This is a genomic window from Roseibium algae, from assembly GCF_037783265.1.
Taxonomy (GTDB): Bacteria; Pseudomonadota; Alphaproteobacteria; order Rhizobiales; family Stappiaceae; genus Roseibium; species Roseibium algae.
In genome coordinates this window covers 45,116-68,920 of the sequence record NZ_JBAKIA010000001.1, presented here as the reverse complement: position 1 = coordinate 68,920, position 23,805 = coordinate 45,116, and the positions used below count along the sequence as shown (strand labels likewise).

General features: G+C 55.5%; 22 protein-coding genes. 9 read left to right on the top strand and 13 right to left on the bottom strand.

Annotation, left to right across the window (positions count from 1 at the left end; all coding sequences use genetic code 11):
- Window positions 1–3 precede the first annotated feature (3 nt).
- Genes V6575_RS00290 through V6575_RS00280 form a run of 3 tightly spaced genes read right to left on the bottom strand, consistent with a single transcriptional unit; the run spans window position 4 to window position 3,024 of the window.
- Entirely contained in the window at window positions 4–876 is an 873-nt protein-coding gene (locus tag V6575_RS00290) for an ABC transporter permease (protein ID WP_340271976.1), read from the bottom strand.
- Window positions 873–2,159, bottom strand: a complete 1,287-nt coding sequence (locus tag V6575_RS00285; protein WP_422785495.1) for an ABC transporter substrate-binding protein — start codon at window positions 2,157–2,159, stop codon at window positions 873–875. Before V6575_RS00285 ends, V6575_RS00290 begins: the two co-directional genes overlap by 4 nt.
- 31 nt (window positions 2,160–2,190) lie before the next feature.
- Window positions 2,191–3,024: an ABC transporter ATP-binding protein gene (locus V6575_RS00280; protein ID WP_340271974.1), complete on the bottom strand. Its 834-nt coding sequence runs from the start codon at window positions 3,022–3,024 to the stop codon at window positions 2,191–2,193.
- A 357-nt stretch (window positions 3,025–3,381) separates the two neighbouring features.
- On the opposite strand from V6575_RS00280, the gene V6575_RS00275 reads away from it, so the two are divergent.
- The gene (locus tag V6575_RS00275) at window positions 3,382–3,957 is read left to right on the top strand and encodes a TetR/AcrR family transcriptional regulator (protein WP_340271973.1); all 576 of its coding nucleotides are present in this window, start codon (window positions 3,382–3,384) and stop codon (window positions 3,955–3,957) included.
- 226 nt (window positions 3,958–4,183) lie between these two features.
- Here V6575_RS00275 and V6575_RS00270 read toward each other — a convergent pair whose 3' ends face one another.
- From V6575_RS00270 to V6575_RS00225, 10 genes are all read right to left on the bottom strand, one after another.
- On the bottom strand, window positions 4,184–4,597 hold the full coding sequence (locus tag V6575_RS00270) for a DUF3830 family protein (RefSeq protein WP_340271972.1): 414 nt from the start codon (window positions 4,595–4,597) through the stop codon (window positions 4,184–4,186).
- Between the two features lie 38 nt (window positions 4,598–4,635).
- Window positions 4,636–5,751: a cyanuric acid amidohydrolase gene (gene atzD, locus V6575_RS00265; RefSeq protein ID WP_340271971.1), complete on the bottom strand. Its 1,116-nt coding sequence runs from the start codon at window positions 5,749–5,751 to the stop codon at window positions 4,636–4,638.
- Window positions 5,751–7,196: an amidohydrolase family protein gene (locus V6575_RS00260; protein WP_340271970.1), complete on the bottom strand. Its 1,446-nt coding sequence runs from the start codon at window positions 7,194–7,196 to the stop codon at window positions 5,751–5,753. Before V6575_RS00260 ends, atzD begins: the two co-directional genes overlap by 1 nt.
- 72 nt (window positions 7,197–7,268) lie before the next feature.
- Entirely contained in the window at window positions 7,269–8,282 is a 1,014-nt protein-coding gene (locus V6575_RS00255; RefSeq protein WP_340271969.1) for an ABC transporter substrate-binding protein, read from the bottom strand.
- Window positions 8,283–8,334: 52 nt separating this feature from the next.
- Window positions 8,335–9,102, bottom strand: a complete 768-nt coding sequence (locus V6575_RS00250) for an ABC transporter permease (protein WP_340271968.1) — start codon at window positions 9,100–9,102, stop codon at window positions 8,335–8,337.
- A complete protein-coding gene (locus V6575_RS00245) occupies window positions 9,099–9,974 on the bottom strand; it encodes an ABC transporter ATP-binding protein (RefSeq protein ID WP_340271967.1) in 876 nt (291 codons plus the stop codon). The genes V6575_RS00250 and V6575_RS00245 overlap by 4 nt, the downstream gene beginning before the upstream one ends.
- Window positions 9,971–11,395 (bottom strand): dihydroorotase, encoded by a 1,425-nt coding sequence (locus V6575_RS00240; RefSeq protein WP_340271966.1) that lies wholly within the window; start codon window positions 11,393–11,395, stop codon window positions 9,971–9,973. Before V6575_RS00240 ends, V6575_RS00245 begins: the two co-directional genes overlap by 4 nt.
- Before the next feature lie 18 nt (window positions 11,396–11,413).
- Window positions 11,414–12,205, bottom strand: a complete 792-nt coding sequence (locus V6575_RS00235) for an SDR family NAD(P)-dependent oxidoreductase (protein ID WP_340271965.1) — start codon at window positions 12,203–12,205, stop codon at window positions 11,414–11,416.
- Between the two features lie 12 nt (window positions 12,206–12,217).
- The gene (locus V6575_RS00230) at window positions 12,218–13,264 is read right to left on the bottom strand and encodes an ABC transporter substrate-binding protein (RefSeq protein WP_340271964.1); all 1,047 of its coding nucleotides are present in this window, start codon (window positions 13,262–13,264) and stop codon (window positions 12,218–12,220) included.
- 28 nt (window positions 13,265–13,292) lie between these two features.
- Entirely contained in the window at window positions 13,293–14,084 is a 792-nt protein-coding gene (locus V6575_RS00225; protein WP_340271963.1) for a cysteine hydrolase family protein, read from the bottom strand.
- A 128-nt stretch (window positions 14,085–14,212) separates the two neighbouring features.
- Here V6575_RS00225 and V6575_RS00220 point away from each other — a divergent pair, with 128 nt between their 5' ends.
- The 8 genes from V6575_RS00220 (at window position 14,213) to V6575_RS00185 (ending at window position 23,581) form a co-directional block, all read left to right on the top strand.
- Window positions 14,213–15,124, top strand: coding sequence for a LysR family transcriptional regulator (locus tag V6575_RS00220; protein WP_340271962.1), 912 nt, complete (start codon window positions 14,213–14,215; stop codon window positions 15,122–15,124).
- A gap of 543 nt (window positions 15,125–15,667) precedes the next feature.
- Window positions 15,668–16,171: an RNA polymerase sigma factor gene (locus V6575_RS00215; RefSeq protein ID WP_340271961.1), complete on the top strand. Its 504-nt coding sequence runs from the start codon at window positions 15,668–15,670 to the stop codon at window positions 16,169–16,171.
- A 125-nt stretch (window positions 16,172–16,296) separates the two neighbouring features.
- Window positions 16,297–17,262 carry a FecR family protein gene (locus tag V6575_RS00210; RefSeq protein WP_340271960.1) on the top strand — a complete coding sequence of 322 codons (966 nt, stop codon included), beginning with the start codon at window positions 16,297–16,299 and terminating at the stop codon, window positions 17,260–17,262.
- 123 nt (window positions 17,263–17,385) lie between these two features.
- Window positions 17,386–20,049: a TonB-dependent receptor gene (locus V6575_RS00205; protein WP_340271959.1), complete on the top strand. Its 2,664-nt coding sequence runs from the start codon at window positions 17,386–17,388 to the stop codon at window positions 20,047–20,049.
- A gap of 216 nt (window positions 20,050–20,265) precedes the next feature.
- On the top strand, window positions 20,266–20,868 hold the full coding sequence (locus V6575_RS00200) for a biliverdin-producing heme oxygenase (RefSeq protein ID WP_340271957.1): 603 nt from the start codon (window positions 20,266–20,268) through the stop codon (window positions 20,866–20,868).
- Window positions 20,869–20,919: 51 nt separating this feature from the next.
- Complete coding sequence (gene exbB, locus V6575_RS00195) at window positions 20,920–22,173, top strand: tonB-system energizer ExbB (protein WP_340271956.1); 1,254 nt, start codon at window positions 20,920–20,922, stop codon at window positions 22,171–22,173.
- A gap of 5 nt (window positions 22,174–22,178) precedes the next feature.
- A complete protein-coding gene (gene exbD, locus V6575_RS00190; RefSeq protein WP_340271955.1) occupies window positions 22,179–22,718 on the top strand; it encodes a TonB system transport protein ExbD in 540 nt (179 codons plus the stop codon).
- Window positions 22,715–23,581 carry a TonB family protein gene (locus tag V6575_RS00185; RefSeq protein ID WP_340271954.1) on the top strand — a complete coding sequence of 289 codons (867 nt, stop codon included), beginning with the start codon at window positions 22,715–22,717 and terminating at the stop codon, window positions 23,579–23,581. The genes exbD and V6575_RS00185 overlap by 4 nt, the downstream gene beginning before the upstream one ends.
- Window positions 23,582–23,805 lie beyond the last annotated feature (224 nt).

Sequence of the window (23,805 nt, the reverse complement as noted above, 5' to 3'; positions counted from 1 at the left end):
CAGTTATGAAGACCGCAGCCAACTGAGCTTTGCGATAGCCAGCTGCAGCAGGGAGTCGAGGCTGAAGCCAATGACCCCGATGATGACGACGGTCGCAGCCAGCCGGTCGTATTCCAGCGTGTCGCGAGCGTCGTTGATGGCGTAGCCGAGACCCGAGGTGACCCCGAGATATTCAGCTGGTACGAGAATGATCCAGGCAACACCAAGCGCCAGACGTATGCCGGACAGAATGTCCTGGGAGATCGCGGGCAGAATGATGACGAACAGCATGTGCCAGGGCCGAGCGCCCAGATTGCGCGCCACCTTGAACCACGAGGGATCGATGCGCCTGAGACCGGACGCCGTGGAAAACAGAACCGGCCAAATGGCTGCCACCGTGATCAGGAAGACAATTGCGCCCTCCCAGGTAGCAAAGGCCATCACGGCTATGGGCATCCACGACAGGGGAGAAATCATCCTGAGGAACTGGAACGGTACATTTGTCAGCTTTCGAAAGCTGGCGATGGCTCCGACCATAATGCCAACAGGAACTCCGAGCGCGATGGCCCAGAACAACCCCGAGGCCACCCTGTAAAGACTGGGCACCGTGATCTGGAACGCTTCTCCAGTCTGGATCATGTCCGTTAGGCGCACCAGGGTTGGTGCAGGCGCAAAATCGGCAAAGGCATAGAGATCCTCAGACGCCTCGACCATTCGTCCTCCAACCCACCAGACAGCCAGAAGCAAGGCCATGCCGGCCAGCGTATAGCCGAGGCTTTCCAGACTACTGCCCAGACGGGTTTTGACCCCATCGGACAGCAAGGTCTTGCGGCTGGCAGACCGGGAAGCCGGTGGGTACCCTGTCTCCCCTGATATGATCGGACTTACCTCGCTCACAGCGACAGAACCTCCTCACGGTTGTAAGGATCGCCCTGATTGACCGAAGGGTCGTTCTTCCATTCGGGATATTGTTCCAGCGCTGCCTTGACGAAGCTACGGTCCACCAGATCGTCGGCGACAAAGTTTGGATCAAGGTCGGCAAGAAAGCTCTTGTCGCCGCCGACCACTGTTTCCTTCATTTTTTCAACCGTCAGCTTGGTGGCGGACGGATAAGGCCATGGCTGGAAATCAATCCGTCCGTTGTGCCACTCATCAACATGCTTGACTGCACCGCTCTCCCTGTAGGCAGGCATGTCGTAATCAGTCATAGCCCGCGTCACCACTGGGGCAGGAGCCGGAAGATAGCCTTCGCCGTTCTTGGAAATCAGTTCGGCGACTTCTGCCTTGTTGGTCGAGGCATAGATTGCGCCCCGGACCACGGCGTTGACCACTTTCTGAGTCCATTCAGGACGCGCCTTGGTGGCTTCTTCATGCATGCACAGCACGCAACAAGGATGGTTTTTCCAGATATCACCGGTGAAGCGGAGCATCCGCGCGCCAGCCTTCATTTCGCCTAGCGCATTGAAAGGCTCGGCGACGATATAGGCATCAAGCTTACGAGCTGCGAGCGAGGCAGGCATTTCCGGCGGCGCCATCACCTGGAGATTGCACTCGTTTGGTGCCAGAGCCTCACCCGGCCCCTTGATCACTGGGGTGACGCCGGATGCCCTCAAGGCATACTGCAGCACGATGTTGTGCATGGAGTACCAGAACGGCACCGCGACCTGCTTGCCACCCAGCTGTGAAAAATCGGTGATGTCGGTGTGCTTTCCAACCACAAGGCCGGAGCCATTGGTATGCGCCCAAGCCATGATCTTGACCGGGAAGTTGTTGTTATAACGCATCCAGACCGGAATCGGATTGAGGAAGTGCACCACATTGAACTTGTTAGAGACAAAGCCTTCGATGAGCGGTGACCACCCGCGGATCAGCGTCGGGCGTTCCGCTTCAAGTCCTTCGTCTGCAAAGAACCCTTTGGCATGGGCGACCAGCAGCGCAGTCGCATCCGTGATCGGTAGATACCCGATCCGCACGACTTCATCATCCTGAGCGTAAGACATCTGCGGCAAGGTGGACAGAAGGCCGGACAACGAGGCGAATAAACCGCCCTTGGCGAACATGTTCAACATCTCACGGCGCGAGTAATCTCCTGCGTAGGCCTCTCCAGCCCATTTCTGCATGGCCCAGTCAAACTCATCGGTCTTCAGGCTGTCGAGATATCTATCGTTGGCTTTGCTCATTGTCTGGTGCCTTTTTTGTCGGAGAAACGGGTCAATTGGTTGCCAGCCGATCAAGCGGCTTGGGCTCATTCAAACTGTCTTGGGAAACGAAATTTTGCGCCTCGGCCATCGCCATGCCGGCGGCCGTCTCATAGGCGGCAACCAACTCGCGGCGAGCCTCTGCGAAGGCGGGCATTGAGGGAAGACGATCACCATCAATCGCGATCCTGACTTCAGCCTCGATGTCCCCCGGATCGGCTTTCATCACGAGGGCCCGGTCAGCCATCATCACGGCTTCATTGATGTCATGAGTGACCAGGACCAATGTGATGCCGAGGTCCTTGCAGATCCGGCGAATGTCTCTTTGCAGGGCATGACGGGTGAAGGCATCAAGTGCCGAAAGCGGCTCGTCCAGCAGCAAGACTTCAGGCTTCAAGGCAAGGGATCGTGCAAGGGCGACACGCTGCTGCTGGCCTCCTGACAGGTCCTGAACATTGCGCTTCGCGTAATCACCAAGCTCGACCAGATCAAGCACCTGAGGTATGCGAGTGCCCGCCTGCTTCATCTTGCCATTGAAGCGCAGACCCAGACCGACGTTCTGCTCAACGTTCATCCATGGATACAGGCTCGGTGCCTGAAACATCATGATCCGACTTGGCGAGGGAGCTGAAATCCGCGTTCCATCGATCAGCACTTTGCCGTCCGTTGGCGCGCTCAAGCCGGCTAGAATATGCAGAAGGGTGGATTTTCCGCAGCCAGAGCGCCCGATCAGCGCCAGTGCCTCGCCAGGACAAACCTCGAGATCGATCCGCCCAAGGGCTTTCGCCCCTGCTCCCTTATAAGTATGGGAGATCCCAACCGTCTGGATATGCGCACCATCTGACATCAACCGCTCCAAAAATGATACATACCGTTCTGTTTCCTTAAAGCAGGGATCGTGCCATTCTGACTAGGCTGGTCTTAGTAATTGTTTTTATTAATGAATGTTGATCTTGATTAAAAATTACGCAAACAACAAATTGCACAATTAACGATCTAGCGGCTTCAAAAGCGCCCAATTCTGCGCCCGGTGCACCTGAGGTTCACTCTGCAAAATTGATATAACGCTGCGTCAGAAACCTTTAACCTGGGATTGAAAAGCGCTATCAGCTCCGCTAAGGACAAGGAAACAGATCGGTCGGTATCTTTTTAGGAAGGATTTGCGTTGTCCCTAGCCGAAAACGCTTCATCAGATACAAATGTCATGTCCAATCCCATTTCCGGCCGCGGTGCTGCACGCGAACGCCTTCTGCTCGCTGCATCCGATCTTTTTTGCAAACAGGGCATCAATGCCACCGGCGTCGATGCAGTGATAGCAGCGGCTGGAACAGCCAAGACCACACTCTACAAGGCCTTCGGCTCAAAGGAAGGTCTGGTCGAGGCTGTTCTGGAACGCGAAGGGGAGACCTGGCGCACATGGTTCGTCAAGGAAGTCGACGCCTTGCCCGGCAGCCCGACTGACAAACTGATCCAGCTGTTCGATGTCTTGAAAAAGTGGTTTGCCGAAGAGCATTTTTATGGCTGCCCCTTCATTAATGCTGTTGCCGAACACGACAAGGATGATGACCGGATGCGGGCTATTGCGCTCCGGCACAAGAGTGTCGTACTCGACAAGATCCGTGAGCTGGCCCGCGAATCCCGACCGGATGATGCCGAGGGGCTGACACATGAACTGGCCCTGCTGATCGACGGCGCCATCGTTGCCGCCCTGATCACCCGCGATCCCAACATCGCCGACCACGCCCGAAATGCTGCAGCCAGGGTTCTCAGCAAAAGCTGACACGTTGAACCTTGCCCTATTAAATCCCGAGGCTAAACAGCTAAGCTATCGTGTCCGAAAGCCCCCCATCAATCCTTTCTCTGTACCCCTGCAGACTATTTTGATACCGGATCTCGCCAGATGGCGGCCAAGGTCGGCTGCGGCCTTCAGATAGGTATCGCCCAGCCCGGTGTTGGAGCCAAAGCACACGGCGATTGAATTTATGCGACGCATGTCAGGCTTCCGATCAAGCAAATTCAAACCGGATGTCATGTGCCCCTTCCCACAGGACGCCATTGCCGAGCGTCATCAGATTTTCCAGACCAGACGTCAAGGTTATGAAGTGATTGCCAGCGAGTTGACCCATCTTGCTGGAAAAATCGACGCCGCCATAAGCAAGCAGGATCTCGGTTTCGCTGATGCCGCCGGGATACAGGATGATGTGACCGGGCGCAGGATGGCTGGTGTGGTTTTCATAACCAACACCGAAGTCCGTATCGCCTAGGGGAATCCAGACCCCTTCGCCGCTCCAGCGCACATGCACGATCTTTCCCGAATAGGGTATCTGCTTCTTGAAGGCCGCGCATGTTTCTGGCGCAGCTTCTTCTTCAAGCTTGGCATCGAACGTGAAAGGTCCAGCATGGACGATAAGTTTGGTCATCGTGTTTCCTTAGGTGTTTTATGATAGAGGAAATAAGGCTAGGTCCGATCGCAAATGATCGCGCAGGGACCGCCACCATCGGGCCCCTGATGCTCCGCGCCACCGGACACGAACAGCTCGCTATGGCCGATCAGTCCGCCGAGTGCCCCGGCAACAAATCCGCGCGCATGGCGGGTGGAGGATATATCGCTGTCATCTAGCATGGTGTGACGAGCCCCGCGCACATGGCCGGATTTGGAGGCTTCTGCCTTGACCAGTAGAGCTGTGATCCGAGCGCGACCTGCCGGATCAAGCTGGCCATTTTCGCCAAGACCGAAAGATCTCAACACACCGCGGACCGGATCAACGTCAAGGGCATCGCCCATCACCGCGTGGCCAATAGCCAATGGACCTGACCATTGGGAGCTCATGCCCATGATCAGGATTTCACAGCCCATCAACTCCACGCCAGCGGAGCAGGATGCTCGGGTGCTAAACAGTGAGAGATCCGCGCCGATGGCCGCATTCGAGAGCTCTGCCTTGCTGATTTCGCCAAGTGCGAGGGCAACACCAAGGGCGCTGGCCCCGCGGGACAAGCCCATGGAGCGTAGGGTGTCTGTCGTTGCCACCTGTGACGCACCACCAGCTGCACGGATCCGCTCGGCGGTCAGTAAGGGGCATTTGATCTGGACAAAGTGGACATCTTCCACCCGCGCAATACCCGCCTGTGCCATAGCTGCATGGACCCCGGCGGCAACGGCTTCCACCTGTGCCAGTCGACCGATTTCTTCGGGGGCAAAGTCGTCCGTAACATGGGTTCCGAGTGCAAGCGCCCCCTCTGGGAACCGGGCCGGATTGGCTTTCATCGCAGACATGGCCTCGAACAGGATCCAGTGTGGCGACAATGCCCCTTCGGTCCCGCCGGACATGACCATGCAGATGTTATGGATGCGCGCCGTGTCGAGATAGGATGACAGCAGCAATTCCAGGGACTGGACCGCATAGCCGCGGGTGAAATCATTGACGCAGCCGTTGCCTTCGGACTTGCCGAGAATGGCCACAATCGACCCCGGATCGATCTCACCGGACGCAATCAGGTTTGCTATGGCTGACGTGTCATTGGGCGCGGACATGGGAAGACGGTGAACGCGGGCCTCGCGCATTTGAACCGTCATCAACAGCACCCCTTGTAGAAGTCTTCGATCTTGTCTTCCACAGCGGCAAAGGCAAGGCGTGCATTGGCTGTTGTCGTCATGCAGGCGCGATACTGGGCCCGCAGTTCGTTTTCGATCTCAGCCAAGTTTATCGTCGCCAGTTTGCCGTCTTTTTGCAGCGTGCGCCCACCGGACAGGACTTCGACGATATGACCCTGGGTGGCACGGGCAAATAGGTAGTGGCGTGGATCCACGGGCATGATCTTGTCCCGGTCGAGACGATCAAGATCCAGAAGCAGCAGGTCTGCGGGCATGCCGGGCGCGATCACGCCGCCAGCTTCCTGTCCGATGGTGGCGCGCCCGCTGGAACAGGCGGCTGTCAGCACATCCGCAGGGGTCAGGTCCCTATCGAAGCCCCACCCCCCGTTCAACAGCCTAAACAGGCGCAATTCGCGCAAGGCGTCATCGTCCTCGTCAAAGGCACAACCGTCTAACCCCATGCCAAAGGAGACACCGGCTGCTTTCATCTGTGCTACCGGTGCAATGCCGGAAGACAGATGCAGGTTCGAGGAGGGGTTGATCGAAATCCGCGCACCATATTCGGCAATCAGGTCAAGCTCTTCTGGGCGCGCCCACACACAATGGGCCAACGTCAGCCGGGGTGACAGAAGCCCGATGTCTGCAAGGTGGCGGACGATGCCATTCGGGTAGGCCTGGTCGGCCCAGATCCGCTGTGGCTTCGTCTCCAGGAGATGCATGTGAACCCTGCGGCCGGTTCGTTCGGATGCGTCTGCAATCGCGGATAGAAAGGGGTCTGAGCACCATTGCACAGCGTTGGGCGCATATTGCACATCGACGAGAGGATTGTCGGCGACCGCGTCTGCCACCGCATCGACGGTTTCAAGCTGTGCCCTGGTATCGGTCATCGGGTTCAGCCAGGTGGCGCGCGCGCGCGCCTGAGCCTCCGTCGGAAGGCCCTTGAGAAGCTGCGTGTGATCGCCATAGACGAGCGGGTTTCGGTCGCGCATACCGACGCCAAAGCCAATGGCGAGGCCTGTGTCGGTCGCGGCCCTTCCGACTTCCTGGGCTTCTTCGGGCAAAGGCGTCAGGCCCATCGGTCGTGTAATGTGAGCCATGGCACCTGTGCAGCCACCGCGCACTGATCTGCCGAAAGCGGCGGCAGTTGCCAGATAGGGATCAACCGAGGGCATGGATACCAGGCTTGGCAGCCAGGTTTCCAGCGGCTTCATACCAGCGCCAAACGAGGTCGACGACAGGGGCCTTGCGTGGTTGTGCGCATCGGTGAGCGAAGGCATGCCCAGAAGCTGTCGGCCAGCGGGCGCTTCGGGTCGTTTTTCGATTCTCACGATCCGCCCATTTTCAATCGTGAGATCGCAGGGACCCGTTGGTTCAAACCCGGGTCCGGCAAGGGCATCTGCCAGGTGAATGGTTCTGGTCTGGGTCACAGTGTCAAATCCGCCGGGCTGGGCTTTAAAGGTGAGCCGCCACCCAAACAGGGAGGCGGCTCTTCTACCGTTTTACTTAAGGGTGCGTTCTGCAAGCGGCGGCAGGAAGGCATCCGTATAGACCGCAGTGGCAGCCGGAGTTGTCGGCAAGTCGTAGAGATCCTTGATCACCAGGATGCTGCGGCTCAGCCGATCCATGTCGACGCCACCAACCCCGTATTTGAGGCTCTCGTCTGATGTCATGAGGTTCTTGATCGCAAACTCCAGACGCTTGACCTCAAGGTCTTCCTTGATGAGAGGCTCGACTTCCTTGACCGCTGCACCGCCAAGGGACGGATCGGCAATGACTTCCATCACTGCCCGATTGATCGCCTTGACAAGGCCTTTGACGGCCGCTGGTTTTTCCTTGAGGAGCTTCTGAGAAACCATGATGCCGTTGGAGTAGATTTCGAGGCCGGAATCCCCGTAGCCGAAGAATGTGAAATCCTTCTCCGGGTCCATTCCAAGTCCGATGATGTTCAAATAGGCCGTGACGTTGAAGACGAGGCTCGCATCAACGTTGCCCTGGATCAGCATTTGTTCCTGAATGCTGGGAGAAACGTTCACGATCTCAACCTTGGACAGATCAATGTCCGCGCTCTTTGCCAAAGCCGGCAACATGCGGGTTGCGGAGGATCCTGCGCCACCGGCGACCTTCTTGCCTTCCAGGTCCTTGACTGTCTTGATGGGGCCATCAGCCTTGGCCAGAACGGCAAAGGGAGGCTGTACATACATCTGATAGACCATGACAGGCGCTTCATCAGGTTTTGTTGCAGCCGTTTGAATGATGGCATTCATGTCGCCAAAGCCAGCATCATAGGCGCCTGAGATTATGCGTGTCACCGTCGCTGCAGAGCCTTCGCCCTGATCGATTGTGACGTCGAGACCCTCGTCGGCAAAATAGCCTTTTTGCTTGGCCAGATAGAACCAACCGTGAATGCCCTGAAGCTTCCAGTCGAGCGTAAATTTGATTTTGGTATTTTCAGCCAATGCTGGTGATGAGGCAAGCAAGGCTAAAGCCAAGGCACCGAGTAGATACTTTTTCATAGTGTTGTCTCCTTGTCGGTTTTCATTTCAAAGACAGATGAAGGTGAGGCAATCAGGTGATGTCACTTTTGCGCATGGCCCAGCCGGTAACCCGGCGCTCGATAAGGGAAAAGAGCACATAGAGCGCCACGCCGAGCACGGCGAGAACGAACAATCCTGCAAAAACCAGGGGCACGTTGAAGGACGACGAGGCGATCATCATCATGTTGCCGATGCCCTTGTTCGAGGCGACTGTTTCTGCGACGACCGAGCCGACGAACGACAGGGTGATGGCGACCTTGAGCGAGGCAAAGAAATACGGCATGGACCTTGGAAAACCGACGTTCCACAGAATGTCGGCTTTGGAGGCCTTCATCGAGCGCATCACATCTTCCAGCTCTGGCTCGACGGTCGCGATCCCCGTTGCAACGTTTACTACGATCGGAAAGACGCAGATGATCATGGCCGTCAGGATTGCCGGAACAGTGCCCGCACCGAACCACAGCACGAATATCGGCACAACGGCGACCTTGGGGATTGACGAAATCCCGACCAGCAATGGATAGGCCGTATCGAACGCAAGTTTTGAAGATCCGATCAAAAGCCCCAGGCTCAAACCGATCATCACACCGAAGAAGAACCCGACCATCGTGGTGTAGAGGGTCTGATACGCGTGCGGCCAGATTGCCGGGGCATATTCGATCAGAGTTGCAACGATCTGTGTTGGTCTCGGCAGCACCAAGTCCGAAATCCCCGCGACAAGGCAAAACAACTCCCAAAACACGAACACACCTATGATCAGTGCAGCTGATGCTAATTTCTGGCGAACGACCGGGCTCATGACGCAGCCTCCTGTGCGGCTTTGCCGGTGGGGCGGACGATCAGGCCGCGAAGATGCTGGACCAGCGTCACGAAATCGGGCTCAAAGGTCATGTCTATATTTCGGGGTCTCAGGAAATCGATCTCACGGTCTTCCAGAATGCGTCCGGGCCGCGCACTCATGACGCAAACCCGGTTCGCCAGAAAGGCAGCCTCCCTCAAGTCGTGGGTGACCAACAGAACGGTCGTATTGTTTGCCATCCAAAGGTCCTGAAGGGTCGACCAGAGTTCTTCACGGGTGAACTGGTCCAGCGCTCCGAAGGGCTCATCCAGAAGCAGGAGATCTGGTTCGTGCACCAGCGCGCGGCACAGGTTTGCCCGCTGCATCATGCCGCCTGACAATTGCCAGGGATGCTTTTCGGCAAAGTCGATCAGCCCGACTTGCTCAAGCAGCGCATCAACCTTGTCCTTGAACTCGCCCCGACGCTTGGAACGGTACTGTTGCCGGAAAGGGCGGACTATCTTGAGCGGCAGCATGACGTTGTCGCGGATCGTCAGCCATGGCAGCAAAGTGGAACTCTGAAACGCCATGCCCACACGGATCGGCTTTGCTCCAAGCTCTCGCCCCGCGAAATAGATGTATCCGGAGCTTGGTTGCAGGAGTTCGCTGACAAGTTTGAGGATCGTCGACTTGCCGCAACCGGAGGGACCGACAAGGGCAATGAAGTCCCCCTTCGTCACGGATAGGGTTGTTGGAGTCAGAGCGAGCGTCGCGTTTTCGCCATTGCCATAGCTGACGGACACATCCTCGAAACGGACAAGCGGCGAAGTTAGGTTCGCAATATCAGTGGTTTGGGCAGTGTTTTGTGCAACTAGCGGTCGAGATACAGTCATAAGGATTTCCCGGCCAATACACTGCTGAGGAAGCGGTCTGCGTTTTTCGGCGCAGGTTCTGGCATCTGTTGAATGTCGGTTACCTGGCGGCCATGGCCGGCCATGCCGGTGACAAGACTCCGATCGCGTTGCACAAAGGCACCGCGAACCAGCGTATGAACCGGCGCGCCGGTGGTTTCCACGTCCTCAAATGGGGTGATTTTGCCCCTTGAATGAAGGCGCTCCGCCTTGATTGTTTCCTTGCGGTTTAAATCCACCACCGCGATGTCGGCATGTGCGCCGACGCCGATGCGCCCCTTGACAGGCCAAAGCCCGAAAGACTTCGCCGGACTGACAGCGGAAATCTTGACGTAGTGCTCAAGGGACATCCGGCCTTCGGCTACCTGGGTCAGCATGAGCGGCATCTGTGTTTCGACGCCCGGAAAACCGCAATCGGCCTCCCAAATGATATCCTTGCGTTTTTCCTCTGGCAGATGCGGGGCGTGGTCGGTTGCGATCATGTCGACCACGCCGGACAGCAAGGCGTCCCAGAGACCAGCGCTGTCCTGTGCCTCGCGCACCGGCGGATTAACGCGGATGACGCTGCCGAGCCGGTCGTAGTCAGATGTGTTCAAAAGCAGATAGCAGGGACAGGTTTCGCCGGTGATATCAACGCCGCGCCGTTTGGCATCCGCAAGCGGAATGAGCTCGGCAGCAGACGAGATGTGTAACACATGGATCCGCGCGCCCGTCCATTCGGCGAGGTGAGCTGCCCTTGCGACAGCCTCCACCGCCACGATATCGGGTCTGGCCGCCACATGGTGCAATGGATAGTTGCAGCCCGCCGCCTGCAGTTTTTGCTGACGCAAGGCCATGATCGAGGCAGTTTCCGCATGGAGCGAAATTCTGTGGCCTGTCTTGGCGAGGATTTCAAAGCCTTCAAGCATGGCGCCGGTCGATGGTGACGGCAGGTTGCCGAAGGTGTTGCCCATAAAACATTTAAAGGCATTCGCCCCAGCCTCAATCAGCCCTTGAAGCTCATCGATATTGTCTTCCGCAAGGAGCCCATACAGGCCGAAATCGACACATGCTTTTTCAGCTGCGACCTGCTTGGCTTTCATCTCGGTCGCAGAACGGGTTGGCGGATTGGTGTTGGGCATCTCGAAGACAGTGGTCACGCCGCCCATGGCGGCCGCAGACGTTCCCGTTCCCCAGTCTTCCTTGTGGGTGTAGCCAGGCTCTCGAAAATGCACATGCATATCGATAGCCCCCGGCAGAAGATGGAGACCTGCGACACTCACAGTTTCGGCGGCGGATGGCATGGCAGCGGCCTCGCCGACAGCAACGATGTGCCCGTCCTTGATGGCGACGTCGGCCTCGAAACTTGTCGTTTCGGAAACAACTGTGCCTCCGCTCAGGATAAGATCTGCGTATTCAGTCACGGGCTGTTTCTCCGTATTTCATAGGGCTGCCCAGCCGCCGTCGACAGGCAGATCGACGCCAGTGATTTGTCGAGATACGTCGGATGCAAGGAACAGCACGCCATTGGCGACGTCCTCATCGGTGCTAATGCGTTTCAACGCATAGTCATCGGCGTGTATCCGAGCGGCCTCGTCCTCGGTAATCTCAAGCCTGCCAGCCATTTCCGGCACGACCTTGTCGCGAAACCGCGGACCATCGACCATTCCGGGTGCGACGCAGTTGACGTTGATATTGTCTGCGCCAAGCTCCAACGCAAAGCTTTTGGTCAGCCCACGCAGGCCCCATTTCGAGCTGGAATAAGCAAGCCTGCCCGAACGACCGCGCATGCCGAAGGTCCCACCGACATTGACGATTTTGCCGTAACGTTGGCGCTGCATGATCGGCACCACCGCGCGCACCATGTTGAACGGCCCGCGCATGTTGAGATGAACGATCTGGTCGAATTCCTCAGCAGTGGTTTGCGCTCCGGTCTTGCCAATAGGACCGGTGCCTCCAGCCACATTTATCAGGGCATCGATCCGGCCAAAGTCCCGATCAATCTGCCGGGCAGCGGCCTGACAGACATCTTCATCTGTTATATCACAACCGATGATGATCACCTTGCTGCCCAGAGCGCGGCATTCATCTGCGACAGGTTCTATGGCTGCGGTATCTCGCCCCAGCAGGGCGAGATCCGTTCCTTGTTTCGCAAACTTCCGTGTGACGGCAGCGCCCATCCCCTTGGCGGGGCCGGTAATGACCGCCACACGGCCTTTCAGGTCGAAATCCACGTGAAAATGTCCTTAAAGCAGTTTGTAAATGCGTTCGTCTTCCGGCGGCAGGAACGCGGTGGTAAAGATCTCATCCATCGCCGGTGTGCGCGGCAGGTCATTGGCCTCGACTACGAGATCGATGGCTTTCTTGAATCGAACCGGATCCACGTTGCCCAGACCTGTTTTGGCCAACTCCGGATGTCCCATCTCATCTTCAAGCGTGGCGATCAGGCGCTCTTTCTCGATTTCCTTATTGATCAGGGCTTCTCGCTTTGCGACTGCATCAATGGCGGCGTCCATATCAGTCAGGGTATCTGCAACGCCCTTGTTGATGGCTCTGACAAGGCCCTTCACCGCATCCGGGTTTTCCGCAGCCAGTGCCTTGGACACCATTACGCCGTTGGAATAGAGATCCATGCCGTAATCGCCATAACTGATGAATCGGATATCCTTGTCTGGGTCCATGCCGGACAATTTGGCTGAGAAGCGGATCGTGTTGACGTAGCCAAAGACGCCTTCGACTTGCTCGCTTTTCAGCATCTGCTCGCGCAGGTTCGGCTTGAAGTTCAGAATTTCAATGCCTGAGGTGTCGATGCCTGCAACCTTCGCAAAGGCAGGAAACAGCTTCAGCGCGCCATCGCTTGCCGCTCCGCCAAGCTTGCGCCCCTCCAGGTCCTTCGCTGTCTTGATGTCACTCTTGGCCAGAACCGCGACGGTGAACGGCGGCTTGTTGTACATCTGGTAGACACAGATCGGTGCTTCTTCAGGTTTGGTTGCGGCAAGACGGATCAAGGCGTTTACATCGCCGAACCCGACATCATACGCACCACCGGCGACCTTACCGACAGCCGCACCAGAACCACTTCCCTGGTCCATGGTGACATCAAGACCGGCTTCGTCGAAATAGCCGTTGTCCTGAGCCAGGAAGAACCAAGCCTGTGGTCCCTGATAGCGCCAGTTCAGCACCATTTTCAACTTGGTTTTACCGGCCGCAATCGCGGGCATAGGCAAGGCGCTGGCGATCGCCATTGCGCCTGCGGTTTTAAGGAGTTTTCTACGGTCAAGTCCTTTGGTCATGCATATATTCCCTGTCTGATGCGTCATGTCATTTGGGTGAAGTAAGCGCCTTGAGGAGGTCAGTGCTCTCAGCGGTAAAGCCGTAGAGAAGCCGGACGAGATACAGGATCGCCTCGGTGACATACTCAGGGGAAACTGTTGCGCAGGCGTCTTCGACGAGGATCACGTCATAGCCTTGAAAGGCACCGTCCATCAGCGTCGCGAATACGCAGCGGTCGATGTTCACGCCTGCGAAGAACAAAGTGGTGATTCCGAAACGCCGGAGGATTTGGTCGAACTCATTGTCCCTGAAACCGGAGAGCCTGTGCTTGTTGACCATGATGTCGTCAGGCTCGACCTGGATGGCCTCAAGACTGAGTGCCCCCCATTCGCCAGATACCAGGACTGGGCCTGAGCCGATCCTGTCCGCATATCCAGCACGTGTGCCGCAATCACTGCCCTTGTCGAGTACATTTGCCGGCAGATTGGCTGCGTCCGGTCGAACACCCCAGTTGAGATGGACAACGGGCACTTCAGCCTGACGAAAAGCGCGAGACAGCTCATTAATGGTGACGATTGGCGTTTTGAGCGGTGACACATCAGCGCCCCGTTCCGCCGCAAACCAACCTTCCGGATGCAGGAAGTCGTTCTGCATGTCGATGACAACAAAAGCGCAGGTCGCAAGATCAACTTCGACAGTCTCAGGCAGAGCGCCGAACCTTATCGGGCGCTCACGGCTGCGACGACGGACCAAAGAGACAGCTTCGTGTTCCCTGGTCCATCGGTCCTCATGACGAGCACCATTGGATGAAGCCAGGGTCGTTTGCGTCAAATCCGACATTGGCCTGCACTTGCTCCTGAAGAACGCGGTAAACTTGCAGGGAGAGTGGAATTGAATCGTGTCGCTGTCTTCTGCTAAAAACTTTACAGACCGTTCGAAAAAACAGGGCAGGCAGAAGTGCGTTTGAGATGAGACATTTAACGACGATGGCACTGGTCGACGTGGTCGCCAGAACCGGATCCATTCGCAAGGCGGCAGAAGAAATGGCGATCACGCCGTCGGCTTTGCATCGCCGTGTGCAGGCTTTCGAAGAGGAATTGGGCGAGCAGATCTTCGAACGCCTGCCCCATGGTGTCCGGCTGAACGCGGCAGGCGAGATGGTCATTCTCCACATCCGCAATCAGATCGCCGAGACAGATCGGCTTAAATCCAGGCTGGCGGATCTGTCGGGAATGCGCCGCGGTCATGTCAGCATTGCCTGCAGCCAAGCGTTGACGCCTTATTTTCTGCCGAAGGAGATTGCGAAGTACCGCAAGGCATTTCCAGAAGTGACGTTTGACGTCAGGGTTCTTGATCATCTGGCTGCTGAGCAGGCGCTGATCGATTATTCCGTCGATCTGGCCCTCGTCTTCGATTCCGCCCAAATGGCTGAATTTGAAGTTTCCGTAGCCGCCCGTCAGGAGCTGCGCGCGATCATGGTCGCCGACCACCCCTTGGCCAAAAAGGAGGTCCTGAGGCTTAGGGACTGCCTCAAGTTTCCGCTGGCTCTGCCGACGACCAATCTTGGGGGGCGACAGCTGTTGCAGAAATCTGTGGCCTTGACCTCCTTGCATCTGTCGCCGTCGATCGAGTCCAATTCCTTCGAGTTTTTGAAGAAGTATATCCTTGAAGAAAAGGCACTGACGTTCCAGATCCCGATCGGTGCTCCAGATGAAATCGCGGACGACGAAAGACTGGTAAGTCGCAAACTTGACGAACGGGATGTCTATTCCGGATTGCTTTACTTTGGCCAGAAACGCGGCCGAATTCTGCCCGTCGCCTCCGCTCGCTTCGCCGACCAGCTCTCGCTCAGCTTGGCAACGAAATTTCAGACGCTTTGACACTGGACAGAGAAAACGGGGGCACAAGATGAACGGTGTGGACTGCGCTCAACAGCAAACAGAGCCTCATGGCGCAATTCTGTTGGTGGATGCGAATGCTTAGCCTACTTCGCCTCTACTGTGCCGCAAAGGCATTTCTCAGAGTGCTGTTTTTTTGCAACAAATGATCTGAAAATTACAAGTATGCGATTTTAGAGTGGTGAGCATGAATCTGGCCGTAAATGCATGTGCATCAATAAAAACTTGAGTTTAAAAATCATATTAAATCATGGATTTAACTGGCCATTACATGCATTATTGGAATTAGTCTAAATCATTGGGATTGAACGACGAATTTAAACCCTCTAAAGACCGTTTGCGGAATTTGGTCTGGTGTCGGGCCAGTACCTTTGTTTTTCTGAGAGTGCACACACGTATGTCTCACCTAACCCATATTAAGAACCTGCTCTGTTTGCGGGGCTTATATGAGTGCCGATCAGTACATCATTTATGTCATGCCGGGCTTCTCAGCGTGTGCAGTGCTGAGAATGGAGTTTTGTCCGCATGACATGGGACCTGCACAAGCTCTTCCAAAAGCATTCGCGTGAAATCAACCGCTTCTTGCGGAGACGGGGCCATACGCCGGAGACAGCGGCTGACCTGACACATGATACTTTTCTTCGGGTTCTGGTTTCTGCGCCAAAGGAAAGTGAAGGGGAAGACAATCCAAGGGCCTATTTATTCAAAGTGTCCAAGAATATCAGCCTCAACTACCAGCGACGAGAACGACTGGTGCGTTTCGCCGATTTGGACGGTGATGATGTCGGTGAGCTAGTCGATCCGGCTCCATCGGCTGAAACAGTCGTTTATTCACGCCAGTGCCTTGATCAGGTGGAGGTGGCGTTAGCGGAGTTGCCTGAACGGACTCGAAAGGCTTTCGAGATGAGCCGCCTCGGCGAACGCACGATCGCCGATATCTCCAAGGAACTGAACCTATCGAAGACGCGCACTTGGGGCCTGATCCATGAGGCTTATCGGCATCTTCTGAAGCGGGTTGATGACTTTTGAGTCAATATTTGGAGCTTTGGTTGAAAATTTGCGTCGCTTGTTTGTATTAAGTATCAGAGGGTGAATGTTTCACCTTTGCGCTTTTGCTTGCGTCACCCATTTCTTCAGGTGTTGGTAGTCTCATAATGAGCAAAGTTGAACAGACTGACGAAAGGCTCATGGATGAAGCTATTGATCTGGCCATCCGCTTGCAAAGTGACCCCGAAAACCCCGTTTCTCTGAAAGTCATTCAGGCATGGCGCGCACGCGGGCCGGACAATGAGCGGGTCTGGCAACGGGTGGCAAGGATCCATGGTGCCTCAGGCCAGATTCTGGGTGAGCAACGCAAGGCTGAGCGCCACGATGGACTTAGCCGGCGAAACTTCATTGTTGGTGCTGCCGTGGCATTTGGCGTTACCGGTGCGGGGTATTTTGTCGTACCGGGCGCGCTTGTGAGGGCCCGTGCAGATCACATCACCGGGACTGCGGAAATTCTCAAGGTCTCGCTTCCCGATGGCAGCAACGTCACTTTGGGGCCGTCGAGCGCCATTGCCTTCTCGTTCACCCCCCAGCGAAGACAGGTGGAGCTGCTTGCAGGAATGGCTTTTTTCGATGTCGGTGAGGAGACGTCCCGAGCTTTCTCTGTAAAGGCATCAGAACTTGAGATTACGGCGCAATCGGCGCGTTTCGACGTGGTGTCAGACGCCGACATGCGAATGGTTGGGGTCGAACACGGTGTGGTCGAGGCCAGTGGTGCAGAAGTGGCCATGGGATTTCATGATGGGCCTGTTGAACTGGGATCAGGGCAGTGGGCAATGCTTGATGCAGGCTCTGGCCAGGTTACGCGCGGAACGCGGGATTCAAGTTTGATTGCCTCCTGGCGCAACAATCTCATCGTTGCCGAACGTCAGCCAGTGTCAGCACTGGTGGCGCGTGTTGGCCACTGGATGCCAGGACGCATCGTCATGGCGGATCCGTTCATAAGCCAACAGCTCGTGAGTGGTGTATTTGATCTGACAGATCCAATCCGGGCGCTGGAAGCTGTGGTTCATCCGGTCGGTGGTCAAGTGCGGCAGATATCCTCGTTTCTGACGGTAATTTCACCTTTTTAAAAAAAAATCTCCGAATTTAGAGAATAAATCCGAGCCTTGTTTGTAACAGTCTACAGAGGCTGCTTATACCCAATGATCAGGCACCGCAGGTCCTCCAGATAGAAACTCGTGGAGTGGCGTATTATGGGTGTTAAAACGTATCGGATCGGTCGAAGCGGTGCGAATACAGGCAGGGCGTTTGTTGCAGGGCTTATGGTCTCGACGGCGATCTGCATAACCGCTGTGAGCACAAGCAGTACAGTTTTTGCCCAGGGCGTGGAAACACGGAGTTTCTCGGTTCCAGCAGGTACTCTTGGAGACGCGCTGGCTGCGTTTGGCCGTCAGGCCGGACTTCAGGTCAGTTATCTGTCCGGGGTTGTTGAAGGGCGAAGCTCCGCAGGGCTTTCCGGATCAGCAACGAAGGAGCAGGCGCTTGCCCGTCTTCTGGGTGGGAGCGGATTGAGCTATCGGTTTAGCAACGACAAATCAGTCGTCATCACGGATGCTGAGGGGGCAGCGGCATTCGTGAATGAAGATGGTTCAATGTTGCTGGACGTGATTACAGTTGTTGGCGGCAATCCCTCGATTATGCCTTATGAGACCGCCGCACCTACGGACTATATTTCATCAGAGACCATCGACCATTATCGGGGCAGCAGCCCTGCTGATATCTTCCGTGGCACGCCTGGCGTCATGTCCGGTGAGGCTCGTAATGGAGCCGGGGCCGTAGATGTAAACATCCGGGGCATGCAGGGAATGGGGCGCGTCGCCGTCACGATTGATGGCGCAGAAAACGCGACCAATGTGTATCAGGGTTATCAGGGCATTTCGAACCGGACTTACATGGATCCGGACTTGCTGGAAGGCGTCGAGATTAGTAAGGGCTCTGACGTATCCTCCCGTGGCATTGCCGGGACAGTCGCCATGCGGACGGTTGATGCCGGCGATATTGTCGAAGACGGAAAGTGGTTCGGAATTCGGGCAAAAGGCGGGTTCGGCACCAACACTTCGAGCCCGGTCGATGGCGCTGTTGGTGGCTACGGCGGGCTCAGCATTTACAGGGCGACGCCATCCGAGCAAGGACTGGATCGTCCCAACCCTCTGGAGCCGACGAGTGGTTCGGTTAGCTTGGCGGCCGCAGTTCAGCGCGAAAATTTCGATCTTCTCGCGGCATATGCTTACCGGAAGCAAGGAAATTACCATGCCGGTACAAACGGCAAATCGGCCGAAGCGATCGACTTAGGCGAACAGACAGTCTGTACATGGATCTGTACTACCTATCCCAATTACTATGTGAATACCGGTTTAACCAATTACCGTGCTGGCGAAGAAGTGCTCAATACTCAGCTGGAGACCAAGTCGTTTCTGGCCAAGGCAACCGGACGATTTGGCGATGGCCACAGCATTAAGCTTTCATACAGCGGATTTCGCAGTGAGGCTGGTGATCGTTTCGCATCCCAGCTCACCAGTAATCGCTCACAACCGATACAGCAGGCCCAGACGACGGGTACGAAGCTAGATACTTTCGCAGCACGCTATCGGTGGCAGCCAGTAGACAGTGATCTCATCAATCTTGAAGCCAACTTGTGGCGCACGAATATGGAACTTCGTAACCCCCGGCGTAATGAATATGGGGTGTCATTCGCTAGCTTGGGGCTGCCGGAGGGATATCGAACTGGCTCTGACATTGTGATGTTGGGTGCGGATCTCAAGAACAAGTCAAACTTTGATACCAGATGGGGTGCGTTTGACCTGAATTATGGGCTGAACTTTCTGCGCGAAGATACCAAGCCCAGTGCCTTTACCAAGGAGTTGGAGACCTGGCTTGATTATCGTGATGGCGAGCGACAGCAGGTTGCTGCTTTCTCTAAGGCGGCCTGGAAGCCAACGGACTGGCTGACGGTCAATGCTGGTCTCCGGTATGAGCGCTATTGGACCCAAGACCGCAACGACCCTTATTTGCCTCGACCAGGTTATAGCTATGACAATAAGACCCAGGGAGATGGCTGGAGTCCATCAGCTGGAATCACGCTGGAGCCACTCAAGAACATTCAGCTCTACGTAAATTATTCCAATGTGATGCGCGCACCAAGTCTGGTCGAGTCCGGCTCAGGATTTACCATGAATGTCAGCCCAGAGGTTACACCTGAGCGCGCGAGTAATTGGGAGGTTGGAACAAATCTGATTCACAAAGGTATTCTTTCGTCAGAGGATACCGGAATGATCAAGTTTGGGTACTTCAACTGGACGATTGACGATTATATCGCACGGGAATGGAAGACTGTAGGTGGCATCTCGTCGATGCACATTTACAATCTCGACAAAGCCAAATTTTCCGGTTTGGAGCTGTCTGGTCGCTATGAGTGGGGCGGGTTTATGGCGGAGCTTGGTGCGAACTACTATACAAATGTAGAGTTCTGCATCACCAGCGACACATGTGAGAACACGTCGCTATATGCGGACTATGCAACCAACCAGGTGCCGCCTGAGTATTCTGTCAATCTTTCAGTTTCCAAACGTTTCTTTGACGATGCCCTGACATTGGGTGGACGGGTGACCCACATCGGGCCACGTGCTGTTGATCACGGCCAAGTAACGGCCACCGGTTCCAGCAACTTCATCAGTAATATCGATTGGGATCCTTATACGCTGGTCGATGCTTTCGCCGACTACAAGGTTACAGATAACTTGACTGCATCCCTTCGCGTGGAAAACCTGACCGATCAGTATTACGTCGATCCTTTGAGCCTGGTTCAGCAACCGGGACCTGGGCGGACATTTTACGCATCTTTGACCGCCAAATTCTGATGGTTGCAATGTGGGCGGTTTCACTCCGCCCACAACCTGCCTTAAAGAGGCCATCTCTCGTTCGATATTTCAAATCATCAGAAAGCCTGAAAAATTGAAGCCTTGAAAACGTCCTTGTTCAAGACATGTGCTGCCTGTCTCGAATTTTTGTTTTGAGAGTTTCAGGTAATGCCCGGCAGCCCAGTGCTGTGTGCTTCAAATAATGGAGATATGATTATGACAATGACTGATGTTGAGATTCGGCCTGTGTTTGAAAGTCGAACCAAATGCTTGAAGGCGGCAACACATACTGTGCATGAAAAACTGGACGCCGGGATCATGGCGCATGAGCCGTTCTCCAGTCGAGCGCGCTACAGTGTGTTCTTGAAAGTCCAGTACGCCTTCCATCGTGATATCGATGCCCTCTTCAGCGATCCGATCTTGGCAAAATTGCTGCCGGATCTTGATAGGCGTCGTCGATTGGACCTTATTGCGCAGGATTTGGTGGATCTCGGCAATGAATTACCGGCCATGAAAACTGAGCCGATCTTTGTTGATGGGAAAGATCTGCCCAGGGCTCTCGGTTGGCTCTATGTCGCAGAGGGCTCCAATCTCGGCGCGGCGTTCCTCCTCAAAGCTGCTGCAGCGATTGGGCTCTCGGAAATATTCGGCGCACGCCATCTCTCAGCCGCTCCGGAAGGCCGAGGTCTGCATTGGCGAACATTTACAGCTGCGTTGGATGAAGTCCCGTTGAGTGATGAGCAGGAGAGAGTTGCGATTGCTGGAGCTGAGGCCGCATTCCAGCGGGTCCGCGAGCTGGTACGTGAATTCTTCGATTGAGCTGTCCGACAGATTACCTCCCCGTGATTGCCATGCAAATGAGAGACCTGAATGAAAATGGAACAGGGCCATCAAGTTACAGTCGTCTGGACAAAGGCTCTGAGTTTGCTCTGCCATCGCATGCTTGTGATCGTGGGTTTGCTGTTTGTCTTTGTGCCGGCCGCAGGTTTGGCGCAAACCGCATCGGAGCCATTGCAGCCTCCGGCGGTGCTGTCCACACCTGCTCCTGTGGCTGATGCCTCTTCGGAGCTTCCTGTTGTGATACCCCCTTCCGAAACTGAATCTGCGCTTGCCTCTCAAGCTCATGACGAAAAGTCCGGCCAACAGGCCGTAGAACAGATTAATGATACGGGGAAGCCAGCTGCGGTCATTCCACTGCAAAATGAGAAATCGGATCCGTTGGCTGATCCTCAAATGGGCTTTGAGAATATTGAAAATGGCAATGTTGAAGTGTCTAGTTGGCCGGGTGTTGATTTAGCAAATCCAGCCGCCGCGCCAGAATTTCTTGAGGATCCGGTAGGTGCCCTTGGTCATTTGATGACGGCTCTGCATGGGCCTTTGCAGGGCGATAATACACGCTCCGATCTGCCTCATAATCTGTCGCCGTGGGGTATGTTCATGGCGGCAGACTGGGTGGTAAAGGCCGTGATGATCGGTCTGGCGATTGCAAATCTGGCTACATGGGTTGTCTGGCTTGCAAAGTCCGTCGCCATTGCATGTGCCAGATGGCGGGCCAAGCGTGTACTGGCTGACCTTAGCTCTGTATCCAATCTCGATCAGGCCGCGCTGATCATGCACGACCGGGGCGGTCCCGGCGCTTTAATGGTGTGTGTCGCCGAACATGAGATTGACCGGTCTGCCGACGTTCTGGAATGGGCAGGTAACGCCGGTATCCGCGAACGGGTCGTCTCGCGTTTGTCGCGTATCGAAGCGCAGGCCGGGCGCAGGTTATCGCGTGGAACCGGCTTGCTTGCCACAATCGGTTCGACCGCCCCCTTTATCGGGCTGTTCGGCACGGTTTGGGGCATCATGAATGCCTTCATCGGAATCTCCGAGGCACAGACTACAAACTTGGCAGTTGTTGCACCCGGCATTGCCGAAGCATTATTGGCAACGGCTATCGGTCTTGTCGCCGCAATCCCGGCAGTTGTCATCTACAACGTTTTTGCCCGCTCCATTGCCGGGTACAGGCATCTTCTGGCCGATGTTGCAGCTGCAGTTGAACAGTTGGTCAGTTTCGATCTGGATTGTCGAAAGGCCAAACGGCATGAAACTGACCCTCGCATTACCAAGGCGGCAGAGTAAGGCAGATGGCAGGGGGGATTCGCAACAGCAGTGAACATGAGTTCGAAGAAAACCACGAAATTAACGTCACACCCTTCATCGATGTGATGCTTGTCCTGCTGATTATCTTCATGGTGGCAGCCCCTCTTGCGACCGTTGACATCCCGGTTGACCTTCCAGCCTCAACGGCCAAACCTCAGGAACGGCCTGCCGAGCCGCTTTATTTATCGTTGAAGTCCGATCTGACACTAAACTTGGGTGAGAACCCTGTCGAACGGGAGGGTTTACAGAGCGCGCTTGTTGCAGCATCTGAAGGCGATAAGGCAACACGTATCTTTTTGCGTGCTGACAAGTCGGTAGCCTATGAGCAGCTGATGGCAGTGATGAACCTGTTACGTGATGCTGGCTATCTAAAGATCGCCCTTGTCGGCCTGGAAACGGTTCCTGCAATCGCTCGGCAGGCTGGCTCTGAGATTCAGCCTGGGGTTAGAACTGGGGCTGGGCCACCCGATAACTCGGGAGCCTTCCAAGAGTTGGTGGGCAAGCCGGCGGGCGTGAGCGAATGATACCCGATCGAGCGACATTGCGGTGGCGCGATGGGCACTATGGTGAAGCTCTGTCTTGGGTAGGTGCGACGCTTGTTGTTCTTGGGGTCTATGCCGGAATCATTGCGTGGTTTCTGATAGATCCGCTGGTTGTGGTTGCGGAGAACGCGCCGCCACCGGCCATCATGGTCGATCTTGCGATGGAGGACCAAGCGCAAGAAACGGAAACGGACGATATAACACCTGATCGAGAAACGAGCGAGGCAAGCCACGCGATCAAGGAAATTAAGGCACCGGATCAGCCTTTACCGGATACGCCTGAGGATGTGTCCGAGGAGGTGCCTTTTGTGGAAGAGCCTGCTGAAACGGAAGAGATTATAGAAGAACCCCTGAGGCTCCACGAGAATGTCGCTGTTCCATTGCCGCAGGCAAGGCCGGAGCCTCCTGTGAAGAAGTCGCAGGAAACTTCGAACAAAAAAAAGAAAAAAACTCGCCCCCAAAAACAGACTGCAGCCTCGGCCGCAAAGGTTAAGGCAAAGGCCAAAGTTCTACGTTCGCAGCGCACAGCAGCGCGGCGATGGTCGTCGGGTGGGGCCTCGTCACTTTCGCCTGCAAAATGGACGTCGCGTCTTCTGGCCCACCTGGAAAGGCGTAAGCGCTATCCGGCTGGCTCAAAGTCGCGTAGAGAGCAAGGCACCGCATATGTCAGATTCAAGATTGACGAAGCCGGTGTGGTTCTGTCTGTGCGCCTGGCAAGATCATCCGGCTTCCAGGCTCTGGATTCCGAGGTTGTTGCTATGGTCAAACGTGCATCACCGGTACCAGCACCGCCGCCAAACGTTAAACGCACGCTCACCGTCCCGGTTAACTTCCGCGTGAAATAGCGGCGTTTGAGACGGCTGTATTGCTCGTCCGTCTTCACTCAGCTCTGGGAAAACCCATTTGCGCCAGAATGCAAGGGAGCCTATCAAGAGTACTTGGGGAGACAGGTGTCTGCCCTACATGAGTGGTCCAAATGAAAACGAATTTGTTTTGCATTTGTTGGATAGAGGAGCTTCATCAATCAAATCATTCAAAATGATGATATAAAGAAGCTCGTTTAATTTTA